The following is a 12,039-nucleotide window of genomic DNA, read 5'->3' on the forward strand; positions in this document are numbered from 1 at the left end:
TCATGGCGCAATTGCGAGGAGTCGGTATCGGCCTGGGTGTCGCCCATGGTCCTGTCGCTCGGATGGCGGCGCCGCTTCCTGCCCCCGAAGACACCCCGAGCGCGCTCGGGGGTGAGCAGGAGCGCGCCCGCGTCCAGGAGGCCTTGGAGGCTGTCGCGCGCGAGCTTGAGCAGCGGGGCGCTCAGGCGGGAGGCGCCGCGCAGGAGGTTCTCGAGGCGCAGGCCATGATGGCCGAGGATCCCACGCTCACCGACGAGGTCGACGCGTCGCTCGCGCAGGGTAAGACCGCCGAGCGCGCCGTACACGAAGCGTTCGCGTCCTTCCGGGCTCAACTCGAGGCCGTCGGCGGCTACCTCGGTGAGCGCGCCGCCGACCTCGACGATGTCGCACAGCGTGTCATCGCTCGGTTGCAGGGCGTTCCGGCTCCGGGGGTCCCGGAACCGGGGCATCCGTTCGTGCTCGTCGCGAAGGATCTCGCCCCCGCCGACACCGCGCTTCTGGACCTCGATCAGGTGCTCGCCCTTGTCACGACCGAGGGCGGCCCCACCTCACACACCGCGATCCTCGCGCGGGAGAAGGGCATCGTCGCGGTCGTGGGGTCGGCGGGAGCCGCCGGACTCGCCGACGGTGAGACGGTGATTGTGGATGCCGCTGCCGGCGCCGTCACCACGGAGCCCACCGACGACGAGCTGACACGGGCGAAGAACCGCGCGAACGCGCGGGCCGCCGCTGCAGACGCCCCGATCACCGACGGAGCGCTCGCCGACGGCACCGCGGTGCCGCTCCTGGCGAACCTCGGGAATCCCGCGGGAGCAGCCGAGGCCGTGGCTCTCGGGGCCGAAGGCGTCGGTCTGTTCCGCACCGAGTTCCTGTTCCTCTCCGCCAGCTCCGCCCCCACGGTCGAGCAGCAGCGTGCCTCCTACGCCGAGCTTCTTGCCGCGTTCGCGGGCAAGAAGGTGGTCGTCCGGGTCCTGGATGCCGGAGCCGACAAACCCCTGCCGTTCCTCAACGACGCTCACGAAGAGAACCCGGCGCTAGGCCTTCGGGGTCTTCGCGCGCTCCGAGCCAGCGAGGACATCCTGCGAGAGCAGCTCACTGCGCTCGCCGAAGCCGACGCGCAGACGCGCAAGGCCGGTTCCGGGGCGGACCTGTGGGTCATGGCCCCCATGGTCTCCACCGTGGACGAAGCCGAGTACTTCACCGCGATCGCGCGGGAGTACGGCATCCGGACCGCCGGGGTCATGGTCGAGGTGCCCTCGTCCGCGCTCATGGCCGAGCAGATCTTCGCGCACGCGGACTTCGCCTCGATCGGTACGAACGATCTGACGCAGTACACGCTCGCTGCCGACAGGCTGCTCGGCTCGGTAGCGGGATACCAAGACCCGTGGCATCCGGCGGTGTTGCGGCTTATCCGCGACGTCGGCGCTGCCGGCGCGAAAACCGGCAAGCCCGTCGGGATCTGCGGTGAGGCCGCGGCCGATCCGCTGCTGGCCGTCGTGCTCGTCGGACTCGGAGCTACTTCGCTGTCCATGGCACCGACGGCACTCGCCGATGTGCGCGCGACCCTGCTCACCTACTCCCTCGACGACGCCCAGCGGGTCGCCGAGGCCGCACTGGCCGCAACGGATGCGGCAACCGCACGGGAGGCGGCACACGCAGCCTCCGTCTCACAGAAAGAGAGAATGCAATGACAACGACGTCGCCTGGAGTGGCGAAGGATCCTGGGCGGGCACGCGTCGCCGTCCAGCGATTCGGCACCTTCCTCTCCGGCATGATCATGCCGAACATCGCGGCATTCATCGCCTGGGGCTTCATCACGATGCTCTTCATTCCGTCGGGCTTCTTCGGCCCCGACAGTCCGTTCGGTTGGCACTGGTATCCGGTTTCGGACATCATCGGCTCGGGCGGCGATGAAGCGGTCATCGGCTGGCAGGGCGCGATGGTGCAGCTCTCGGAGGGTGCTGACGGAAACTTCTTCTCGTATGTCGGCCTCGTCGGGCCGATGATCGTGTACCTCCTTCCTCTGCTCATCGCCAACACCGGCGGCCGGATGGTCTACGGCGAGCGTGGTGGAGTCGTCGCCACGATCGCAACGATGGGCGTGATCGTTGGCACGAACATCCCGATGTTCCTCGGCGCGATGATCATGGGTCCCTTCGCGGCTCTCATGACGAAATGGATGGACCGGCTGTGGGACGGCAAGATCAAGCCCGGCTTCGAGATGCTGGTCAACAACTTCTCCGCAGGCATCCTCGGTATGGTTCTCGCGATCGTCGGCTTCTTCGTGTTCGGCCCCGTCATGCTCGGCGTCAGCGCCGTCCTCGGTGGTGCGGTGGGCTGGCTCGTTTCGGTGAACCTGCTGCCGCTCGTGTCGATCATCGTTGAACCGGCGAAGGTGCTGTTCCTGAACAACGCCATCAACCACGGTGTCTTCACGCCGCTGGGTATCGAGCAAGCAGCCGAGACCGGAAAGTCGATCCTCTTCCTCATTGAGGCCAACCCCGGACCGGGTGTGGGGCTGCTTCTGGCCTTCACGTTCTTCGGCGTAGGTGCGGCAAAGGCCTCGGCCCCTGGCGCGATCATCATCCAGTTCTTCGGTGGTATCCACGAGATCTACTTCCCGTACGCACTGTCCAAGCCGATCACGATCCTCGCGCTCATCGCCGGTGGCGCGACCGGAGTCGCTACGAACATGCTCCTCGGAGGTGGCCTCGCGTTCCCCGCTGCTCCGGGAAGCATTATCGCGGTGACGTTCGCGGCCCTCGGCCCCGGAATCGGCAACCTCTTGGTGGTTTATCTGTCGGTCATCCTCGCCGCGACGGTCACCTTCCTGCTGGCAGGGATCATGCTTCGGGCAAGCCGCAAGCGCGACCTCGAGGCCGGGCTCGGTGGAGACCTCAGCGCTGCCATCGCCCAGACCGAGGCCAACAAGGGCAAGGAGTCGGCGGCTCTCGCCGGCCTCCGAGCCAGCGCCGGAAACGACGCACGCGCCGAGTACGACGCTGAAGAGGCGTACGACGAGGCGGAGACCGCGCGGGCAACGGGCGGTCTTGCCAGCGGCGGACGGCTCGAGACCAAGCAGATCTCGACCATCGTGTTCGCCTGCGATGCGGGCATGGGATCGTCTGCGATGGGCGCCAGCGTGCTGCGTAACAAGATCACCAAGGCGGGGGTCACGGGCGTCACGGTCACCAATAAGGCGATCGCGAACCTGGATGCCTCGGCAGATCTGGTCATCACGCAGAACCAGCTCACCGACCGGGCTCGGCAGAAGACACCGGATGCCGTGCACGTTTCCGTCGACAACTTCATGAACTCGCCGAAGTACGACGAGGTTGTGGAGCTCGTGCGCGACCAGCACCAGGATGGTGCATAACCGATGAGACGGTGCGGGGCGGCGCACACCGCCCCGCACCCCTCATCTGCTGTCTCGGTGCCTCGTCGGCATCGCGGCGGAACGAAGCGGGGAGAAAGGTAATCATCATGACCAGTGACGTTCTCACAAGCGATCGGGTGCGCATCCACGCCGGGTCGGCCACGCGCGACGAAGCGATCCGCGAGGCGGCCGACCTGCTGATCGCCGCCGGAGCGGTGACCTCGGCGTACTACGACGCAATGCTCGCCCGCGAGCAGACCGTGTCGACCTACATGGGCAACGAACTCGCGATCCCGCACGGGACGAACGACGCCAAAGACGCGATCCTCGCCTCCGCGCTGTCCGTGGTCCGCTACGACGGCGGTATCGACTGGGACGGCGAGACGGTGACCTTCGTCGTGAGCATTGCCGGTGTCGGCGACGAACACCTCGAGATCCTGTCGCAGATCGCGATCCTCTTCTCGGACGAGGACGACGTCGCACGGCTGAAGGCTGCGGCAACATCCGACGATCTGTTCGCGCTCGTCTCCGCCGCCGGCGTCTGAGGAAGGGACCGTCATGAAGGCCGTCCACTTCGGTGCGGGCAACATCGGCCGCGGCTTCGTCGGGCTTCTGCTTCACGAGGGCGGCTACGAGCTCGTCTTCTCGGATGTCGCGGCGCCCCTGGTTGATGCCATCAATGCGGCATCCTCGTACACCGTTCACGAGGTCGGCGAGGGCGGCATCGACAAGACGGTGACCGGGTTCCGGGCCATCAACTCGGCGACCGAGCCGGATGCGCTTGTCGCCGAGATCGCAACCGCCGATGTGGTCACGACGGCCGTCGGGCCCACGGTATTGCGGTTCGTTGCTCCGCACATCGCTGCGGGTCTCGCCGCCCGGGAAACATCCCGGCCAGCACTGCAGGTGATGGCGTGCGAGAACGCCATCAACGCGACCGATCTGCTGCGCGACGAGGTCGCCGCAGCGGCGGGTGAGGGCTGGGCCGACCTGCAGAGCCGGGCTGTGTTCGCGAATACCGCCGTCGACCGCATCGTGCCGGCGCAGCCCGATGGCGGTGGTGTCGACGTGACCGTTGAGCCGTTCTTCGAGTGGGCTATCGAGCGTCCGCCCTTCGGCGATAACCCGCCGCAGATTCCCGGGGCGCACTTCGTCGACGACCTCGCCCCCTATATCGAGCGCAAGCTCTTCACCGTCAACACCGGACACGCTGCCGCCGCGTACTTGGGTGCGCGAGCCGGGCACGTGACGATCGCGCAAACCTTGGCCGATCCGGCGATCGCGGGCCAGGTGATCGCCGCGCTCGAAGAGACCTCGGCGCTTCTGACGGCTAAGCACGAACTGCCTGTCGACGAGCTCGCGGACTATCGGGCGACGATCCTGCGGCGGTTCCAGAACCCGGCGCTGCCCGACACCGTCGGCAGGGTGGGGCGCCAGCCCCTGCGCAAGCTCTCCCGCCACGAGCGGTTCATCGGACCAGCCACCGAGGCGGCGGAGCGGGGGATGTCAGTGTCGGGTCTGCTCGCGGCGGTCGGCGCCGCGCTGGAGTTCGACGACCCCGACGACCCGCAGTCCCAGGAGCTGCAGCAACTGCTTCGGGAGACGGATGCCTCGGCCGCCGTCACCCGCATCACCGGGCTCGGACCCGAGCATCCGCTGTTCGTCGATCTCGTCGAGGTCGTGCACGCCCGCCAGCGCAGGCTCTAGCCCGCGGCTAACTCCTCAAACTCGCGCCGGCCGGGGCATCCCGCGGTCGTCGGTAGCCCCCGCGGACCAGGATTTGAGGAGTTAGCCACGGGTGATCCCGATGACGTGGCGGCGACGGGGCAGCTGACTCCCCGCGGCGGCTTGGCGGTGAGTGCGGGCCAGCGCCAGCTCTAACCCGCGGCTAACTCCTCGCTTTCGCCCCGATGCCGCGTGTTGGCGTCCCTGATGCCGCCATCCGGCCCCGGATTTGAGGAGTTAGCCACGGGCGCCACGGCGGCGTCGCGCCGGTCTGGCCGGTCAGCTGACGGCGGCGAGCAGGTCGCGGGCGCCGGCGGTGAGGGTCGCGAGTTGCGTGGTGGCCTCCGCCGCTGTGTCGGCCCGGACATCCAGATACACCTTGAGCTTGGGCTCGGTGCCGCTGGGACGGATGATGATTCTCGACCCGTCCTCCAGCCACAACCGCAGTACATCGCCGGGAGGCAGGCCGTCGACGCCGTCGAGCAGGTCATCGATCCGCAACACGGCGACACCGCCCACCACCGTCGGGGAGCTGCCCGCAGCGCCGCCATCATGGTGCCGATGAGCGACAGGTCGGTCACCCGCAGCGAGATCTGATCGCTGGCGAACGCCCCGAACGTCTCGTCGAACTCGGTCAACAGATCCGCGACCGTCCGCCCGGATGCCCGAGCCCCCGAGATCATGCCGAGCATCGCAATGGCGGCGGAGATCCCGTCCTTGTCGCGAACGGTCTCGGGGTTGACGAGGTATCCGAGCGCCTCCTCGAATCCGTAGACCATGCCCGGCGCGCGGGAGATCCATTTGAAGCCGGTGAGGGTGGCGGTAAAGCCGAGGCCGTAGTGCTCGGCGACAGCGGCGAGGCCGGGCGAGGACACGAGCGAGCAGGCAAGGGTCGCACCGGATGCCGCATCAGCCGAGCGCGCGGCCCGCCACCCGAGCAGCAGACCGATCTGGTTACCGGTCAGGCGGCGCCATCCGTCCGGCGCAGACGGATCGGGAACTGCGACGGCGAGGCGGTCGGCATCCGGGTCGTTGGCGAGGATGAACTCTGCCCCGGCCTCTCGGGCGGTCTCGAAGGCGAGGTCCATCGCCCCGGGTTCCTCGGGATTCGGGAATGACACGGTCGGGAACCGCCCGTCGGGCTCGATCTGTGCGGCGACGGGGGTCGGTGCCGGGTACCCAGCCGCATCGAGGATGCGCGAGAGCGTCTCCCACCCGACGCCGTGCATCGCGGTGTAGACCCACCGCATGCCGTTCGCGCCGGCTCCCGCGGGGGCCACCGCCGCTGTTGCCTGGACGTAGGCATCGATCACCGACTCCGGTGCGATCTCGTACGCGGAGGTGCGGGGCAGATCGCGGATGTCGCCCGCGGCCACGACGTCGATGTGTGCAGCGATCTCGGCATCCGCGGGGGAGACGATCTGCGATCCGGCGTCTGGGCCGCCCAGATACACCTTGTAGCCGTTGTCATCGGGCGGATTGTGGGATGCCGTGACCATAACCCCGGCCGCGGCATCCAGGTGGCGAACGGCAAACGCGAGCACGGGAGTCGGGAGCAGCCTCGGCAGCAGCACCGCCTCGAACCCTGCCCCCGCGAAGATCTCGGCGGAGTCCCGGGCGAAGACATCGGAGTTGCGGCGACCGTCATATCCGATCACGACGCGGGGGGTGGCGCCCGTGCCCGCTCGCTCGCGCAGGTAGGCCGCAAGCCCTGCTGCAGCCTGTGTCACGAGGACGCGGTTCATGCGGTTGGACCCGGCACCCAGCGCCCCGCGAAGCCCCGCGGTGCCGAACGCGAGCCGTGCGCCGAAACGGTCCTCGAGCTCGCCGATCGCGGCGCCGTCACCGGCATCCGCGGTCTGGAGGAGCGCCGCGAGCTCTGCCCGGGTGACGGGGTCGGGGTCCTGCTCAAGCCAGGCCCGCGCGGTATCGATCACGCCCATCACAGCTCGCCGATGACGCGCGCCAGCAGTGCCGAGATCACCGGCTCAGCTTCTTTGCCCGCGTCGATGACCTCCTGGTGGCTCAGGGGTGTGGTCTGGATACCGGCTGCCATGTTCGTGATGAGCGAGAAGCCGAGGATCTCCATGCCGGCCTGGCGGGCGGCGATCGCCTCGAGGGCCGTGGACATCCCGACGATGTGGCCGCCGATGGTCTTGGCCATCCGCACTTCGGCGGGTGTCTCGTACTGAGGTCCGCGGAACTGGCAGTAGACACCCTCGTCGAGGGTGGGATCCACCATCCGTGCGACATCCCGCAGCCGCAGCGAGTACAGATCGGTCAAGTCGATGAATGTCGCCCCCTCCAGCGGTGAGGCGCCGGTGAGGTTGATGTGATCGCTGATGAGCACGGGCTGCCCGGGCTTCCACGACGGCTTGATGCCGCCAGCGCCGTTCGTGAGCACCATCGTCCTCGCCCCGGTCGCGGCCGCCGTGCGCACGCTGTGCACCACGCGGCGCGGCCCGTGGCCCTCGTAGTAGTGCGTCCGCGCCCCGATGACGAGAACATGGCGACCCTTCGGGGTGCGGATGCTGCGCAGCGACCCCACGTGTCCTTCCAGCGCCGGCTTGCTGAAGCCCGTGACGTCGGTCGCCGGAATCGTCGCTACGGTCTCACCGATGAGGTCGGCGGCCTTGCCCCATCCGCTGCCGAGGGTCAACGCGATGTCGTGATGCTCGACGCCGGTCAGGCGGGCGATGTCTGCCGCCGCGGTGCGAGCGATCTCGAAGGGGTCGGCGTGGGGGTCATCGAGGGGGTTGCCCAAGGTATCTGACATGTTCCCACTCTAGGAACCCGGCGCTGGCGTGAACAACGGGGGCTTCCTGAAACAATGGACGCATGTCTTTGAGCTTCGAGCGCACCCAATCCGTCGCGATCATCGGCGGAGGCCCCGGCGGGTACGAGGCGGCGCTCGCGGCGGCTCAGTTGGGCGCGGATGTCACGCTCGTCGAGCGTGCCGGCGTTGGCGGATCCGCGGTCATCACCGACGTCGTGCCGTCGAAGACGCTCATCGCCACAGCCGATGCCGCCGTTGCGATCGCCGATGCGGGGGAGCTCGGGGTCCAGTTGTTCGCAAAGGGCGGTGACGGGCGTCCGCTGAAACCCGAGATCGCGATCAACCTCGCACAGGTGAACAAGCGCGTGCTCGCCTTGGCTCGCCAGCAGTCCGAGGACATGCGGGGGTCCCTCCTACAGGCGGGTGTCACGATTCTCGAGGGGCATGGTCGCATCGAGGACGACAACGCCGTGGTGGTTTCCACGGGCCCCGGTGGTACGGACTTCGACCGCATCGAGGCTGACACCCTGGTGGTGTCGGTGGGTGCTTCGCCGCGCGAGCTTTCCAGCGCCAAGCCCGACGGGGAACGCATCCTGACCTGGACCCAGCTCTACGACATGAAGACGCTGCCCGAGCACCTCATCGTCGTCGGTTCGGGTGTGACCGGCGCCGAGTTCGCCTCGGCGTACATGAACCTCGGCTCGAAGGTCACGCTCATCTCCAGCCGTGATCAGGTGCTCCCCGGTGAGGACAAGGATGCCGCGGCCGTCATCGAGAGCGTCTTCCTGCGCGGCGGGATGACGCTTCTTCCCAAGTCCCGGGCAAAATCCGTGGTCCGGGAGGGCGACGGTGTGGTCGTGACGCTCTCAGACGGCACCCGCGTCGAGGGAAGCCACTGCCTCATGGCGGTCGGATCGATCCCGAACACCGCGGGCATCGGCCTCGAACAGGCTGGTGTGCAGCTCACCCAGAGCGGCCACATCCGTGTGAACCGCGTCGCCCGAACGTCGGTTCCGAACATCTACGCGGCCGGCGACTGCACGAACTTCTTTCCGCTCGCGTCGGTCGCGGCGATGCAGGGACGCACCGCCGTGTTCCATGCCTTCGGGGACGTCGTCATCCCCCTCGAGAAGCGTCGCATCACCGCGAACATCTTCACGGCGCCCGAGATCGCGACAGTCGGCTGGGGTGAAGAGGACATCGCCGCGGGGCACCTCGGTGGTGTCGTCCATAAGCTGCCGCTCTCCTCGAACCCGCGGGCCAAGATGATGGGCATCTCCGACGGTTTCGTCAAGCTCATCGCCCGAGACGGCACCGGCACGGTTGTCGGTGGTGTCATCGTCGGACCCCGCGCTTCCGAGCTCATCTACCCGATCGCCATCGCCGTCGAGCGTCGCCTGACGGTCGACCAGGTCTCGCGCGTCTTCGCCGTCTACCCGTCGCTGGCAGGCACGATCACGGATGCCGCCCGAGCAATGCACATCGTCGACCGCGACGAGCCCGAAGAATAGTCCCGGCCCCGCGACCCGACACGCGTCGCCGCAGAGCTACCTGACACGCGTCGCGGCAGAGCTACCTGACACGCGTCGCGGCTGGGCTACCTGACACGCGTCGCGGCTGGGCCTCGGGCCCGGGGCTCAGGAGATCGTGAGCAGCGGGTGCCCCGCCGACACCGTCGCGCCGGGCGTCGCGTTGATCGCGCCGACGACGCCATCCTTGTGCGCCTGAATCGGCTGCTCCATCTTCATGGCCTCGAGAACAAGCACGAGGTCGCCCTTGACGACCTGTTGCCCGTCCTCGACCGCGATCTTGACGACCGTCGCCTGCATCGGCGCCATCACGGCATTGCCCGAGGCGCCCGACACTCCGCTGCTCGTGTGGGAGCGGCGCGACGGCGGCACAACCGCGGGACGCCCGCGTCCGGCGGGGGCGGTCACGACGCGGTCCGGCAGGCTCACCTCGAGGCGCTTGCCGGCGACCTCGACGACCACGGTGTGTCGGGATTCCTCCGGACGGGGTGCGCCGATCTCGCCGTCCCACGCCGGGATGTCGTTGTCGAACGCGGTCTCGATCCAGCTCGTATAGACCCCGAACTCGCCGTTCTCGGCCGTGAAGGCGGGGTCACGCACGACCTTCCGGTGGAACGGTAGGACGGTCGGCAGCCCCGCCACCTCGAACTCGTCGAGCGCCCGCCGCGCACGATCCAGCGCCTCGGCGCGATCGCGACCGGTCACGATGATCTTGGCGAGCAGGGAGTCGAAGGCTCCGCCGACGGTGTCGCCGGCGGTCACTCCCGAATCCAGACGGATGCCGGGACCCCCGAAGGTTTTGAAGACATGGATGTCTCCGGGCTGGGGCAGGAAGTTCCGGCCCGGGTCTTCGCCGTTGATGCGGAATTCGATCGAGTGACCCACCGGTTCCGGGTCGTCGTAGCCGAGCGGTTCTCCCTCGGCCAGGCGGAACTGCTCACGGACGAGATCGATACCGGTGACCTCTTCGGAGACCGGATGCTCGACCTGGAGGCGGGTGTTGACCTCGAGGAACGAGATCGTGCCGTCGGCGCCGATGAGGAACTCGCAGGTACCGGCACCGAGGTAGCCGACCTCGCGGAGGATCGCCTTGGAGGACTCGACGAGAATGCGGTGCTGCTCGTCGCTGAGGAACGGGGCCGGTGCCTCTTCGACGAGCTTCTGGTGGCGCCGCTGCAGCGAGCAGTCGCGGGTGGAGATGACAACAACGGTGCCCTCGGCATCCGCCAGGCACTGTGTCTCGACGTGTCGGGGCCGGTCCAGGTATTTCTCGACGAAGCACTCGCCGCGGCCGAATGCCGTGATCGCCTCCCGGGTCGCGGACTCGAAGAGCTCAGCGACCTCCTCGCGCGCGCGGGCGACCTTCAGGCCGCGACCGCCGCCGCCGTAGGCGGCCTTGATCGCGATCGGCAGGCCGTGGGTGTCGACGAACGCGAGGACCTCGTCGGCGCCGGCCACAGGCCCGGGCGTGCCGGGAGCGAGCGGGGCGCCGACCTTCTCGGCAACGTGACGAGCCGTGACTTTGTCGCCGAGAGCTTCGATCGCCTCCGGAGAGGGACCGATCCAGGTGAGCCCGGCGGCGATCACGGCCCGGGCGAAGTCGGCGTTCTCCGCGAGGAAGCCGTATCCGGGGTGAACGGCATCGGCACCCGACCGCCGGGCGATCGACAGGATCTTCTCGATCGACAGATAGGTCTCGGCGCTCGTGGAGCCGTCCAGCGCATATGCCTCGTCGGCGAGGCGGGCGTGGAGTGCATCGCGATCCTGGTCGGCGTACACCGCCACCGAGCCCTTGCCGGCATCCCGTGCTGCACGGATGATGCGGACGGCGATCTCGCCGCGGTTCGCAACCAGGACCTTGGCGATATGAGGCATGGATGTCAGCCTACCGAGGCCCCAGGGTGCGAAATTGGATTGTTTCGACAAGAAACCCCGATGAACGTGCAGCGACGTCTACGGGTGTTCGGAGGAATCTTCAGAGCGGTTCCACAGGTCGGTCCACACGACCCCGAGTTCTCGAGCCAGCTTCCGGAGCGTCGACAGGGACATTCCGACCACCGTGGACGGGTCGCCCTCGACACGGGAAATGAACGGGCCGCCGAGGCTGTCGATCGTGAAGGCCCCCGCCACGGCGAGTGGTTCGCCGGTGTCGACGTAGCGCGAGATCTCGGTATCCGTGATGTCGTCGACGAAGGTCACTGACGCATGCGCGACGGCGTGCGCTTCAACCGGAGCCTGACTCGGGACGACGCGGTAGACGCTGTGTCCGGAGTGCAGGGTGCCGGTGCGTCCACGCATCGCGTGCCAGCGCTGCGTTGCGACGGACGGCTCGTGGGGCTTGCCGAGGACCTGCCCGTCAAGCTCGAACATCGAATCACCGCCGATGACGAGCCCGTCGAATTCGGGGTCGTCCAGCGCGAGCCGGGCTACGACGTCCAGCGCCTTGCGCCGGGCCAGCAGGAGGACGTGTTCGTCGGGCGGCAGCGTGCGGCCTTCGGCGGATTCGACGGCGTGGATGACGGCATCCTCATCGACCTCGGGAGCCATCGTGAGCGGGTCGATACCCGCCTGGCGCAGCAGCGCGCGCCGGGCGGGGGAGGTGGATGCCAGCAGGACGCGCATCGTTCCACGGT

8 protein-coding genes and 1 pseudogene are annotated in these 12,039 nt (G+C 68.2%); 5 read left to right on the plus strand and 4 right to left on the minus strand.

Annotated features, from left to right (window positions below; translation table 11 throughout):
* Positions 1 to 2 precede the first annotated feature (2 nt).
* From ptsP to IT882_RS03565, 4 genes are all read left to right on the plus strand, one after another.
* Positions 3 to 1,691, plus strand: a complete 1,689-nt coding sequence (gene ptsP, locus IT882_RS03550; protein ID WP_195693195.1) for a phosphoenolpyruvate--protein phosphotransferase — start codon at positions 3 to 5, stop codon at positions 1,689 to 1,691.
* Complete coding sequence (locus tag IT882_RS03555; RefSeq protein WP_195693196.1) at positions 1,688 to 3,376, plus strand: PTS mannitol transporter subunit IICB; 1,689 nt, start codon at positions 1,688 to 1,690, stop codon at positions 3,374 to 3,376. The genes ptsP and IT882_RS03555 overlap by 4 nt, the downstream gene beginning before the upstream one ends.
* Before the next feature lie 107 nt (positions 3,377 to 3,483).
* A complete protein-coding gene (locus IT882_RS03560) occupies positions 3,484 to 3,921 on the plus strand; it encodes a PTS sugar transporter subunit IIA (RefSeq protein WP_195693197.1) in 438 nt (145 codons plus the stop codon).
* A gap of 13 nt (positions 3,922 to 3,934) precedes the next feature.
* The gene (locus IT882_RS03565; protein WP_195693198.1) at positions 3,935 to 5,083 is read left to right on the plus strand and encodes a mannitol-1-phosphate 5-dehydrogenase; all 1,149 of its coding nucleotides are present in this window, start codon (positions 3,935 to 3,937) and stop codon (positions 5,081 to 5,083) included.
* 297 nt (positions 5,084 to 5,380) lie between these two features.
* Here the strand turns inward: IT882_RS03565 and IT882_RS03570 are convergent.
* A pseudogene (locus IT882_RS03570) lies at positions 5,381 to 7,044 on the minus strand (phospho-sugar mutase).
* Entirely contained in the window at positions 7,044 to 7,877 is an 834-nt protein-coding gene (locus IT882_RS03575) for a purine-nucleoside phosphorylase (RefSeq protein WP_195693199.1), read from the minus strand. The pseudogene IT882_RS03570 and the gene IT882_RS03575 overlap by 1 nt, the downstream one beginning before the upstream one ends.
* Before the next feature lie 62 nt (positions 7,878 to 7,939).
* Between IT882_RS03575 and IT882_RS03580 the strand changes: the two genes are divergently transcribed.
* Positions 7,940 to 9,388, plus strand: coding sequence for an NAD(P)H-quinone dehydrogenase (locus IT882_RS03580; protein ID WP_195693200.1), 1,449 nt, complete (start codon positions 7,940 to 7,942; stop codon positions 9,386 to 9,388).
* A gap of 126 nt (positions 9,389 to 9,514) precedes the next feature.
* Here IT882_RS03580 and IT882_RS03585 read toward each other — a convergent pair whose 3' ends face one another.
* Positions 9,515 to 11,281 (minus strand): acetyl/propionyl/methylcrotonyl-CoA carboxylase subunit alpha, encoded by a 1,767-nt coding sequence (locus tag IT882_RS03585; RefSeq protein WP_195693201.1) that lies wholly within the window; start codon positions 11,279 to 11,281, stop codon positions 9,515 to 9,517.
* A 78-nt stretch (positions 11,282 to 11,359) separates the two neighbouring features.
* Positions 11,360 to 12,028 (minus strand): Maf family protein, encoded by a 669-nt coding sequence (locus IT882_RS03590; protein WP_195693202.1) that lies wholly within the window; start codon positions 12,026 to 12,028, stop codon positions 11,360 to 11,362.
* Between the last annotated feature and the right edge of the window lie 11 nt (positions 12,029 to 12,039).

It is taken from the genome of Microbacterium schleiferi (genome assembly GCF_015565955.1).
In the GTDB taxonomy this organism is placed as follows: Bacteria; Actinomycetota; Actinomycetes; order Actinomycetales; family Microbacteriaceae; genus Microbacterium; species Microbacterium schleiferi_A.

Bases quoted from the DNA above. Each gene is read 5' to 3' on its own strand.
- ptsP (WP_195693195.1), top strand. From the start codon at position 3: ATGGCGCAATTGCGAGGAGTCGGTATCGGCCTGGGTGTCGCCCATGGT.
- IT882_RS03555 (WP_195693196.1), top strand. From the start codon at position 1,688: ATGACAACGACGTCGCCTGGAGTGGCGAAGGATCCTGGGCGGGCACGC.
- IT882_RS03560 (WP_195693197.1), top strand. From the start codon at position 3,484: ATGACCAGTGACGTTCTCACAAGCGATCGGGTGCGCATCCACGCCGGG.
- IT882_RS03565 (WP_195693198.1), top strand. From the start codon at position 3,935: ATGAAGGCCGTCCACTTCGGTGCGGGCAACATCGGCCGCGGCTTCGTC.
- IT882_RS03575 (WP_195693199.1), bottom strand. From the start codon at position 7,877: ATGTCAGATACCTTGGGCAACCCCCTCGATGACCCCCACGCCGACCCC.
- IT882_RS03580 (WP_195693200.1), top strand. From the start codon at position 7,940: ATGTCTTTGAGCTTCGAGCGCACCCAATCCGTCGCGATCATCGGCGGA.
- IT882_RS03585 (WP_195693201.1), bottom strand. From the start codon at position 11,281: ATGCCTCATATCGCCAAGGTCCTGGTTGCGAACCGCGGCGAGATCGCC.
- IT882_RS03590 (WP_195693202.1), bottom strand. From the start codon at position 12,028: ATGCGCGTCCTGCTGGCATCCACCTCCCCCGCCCGGCGCGCGCTGCTG.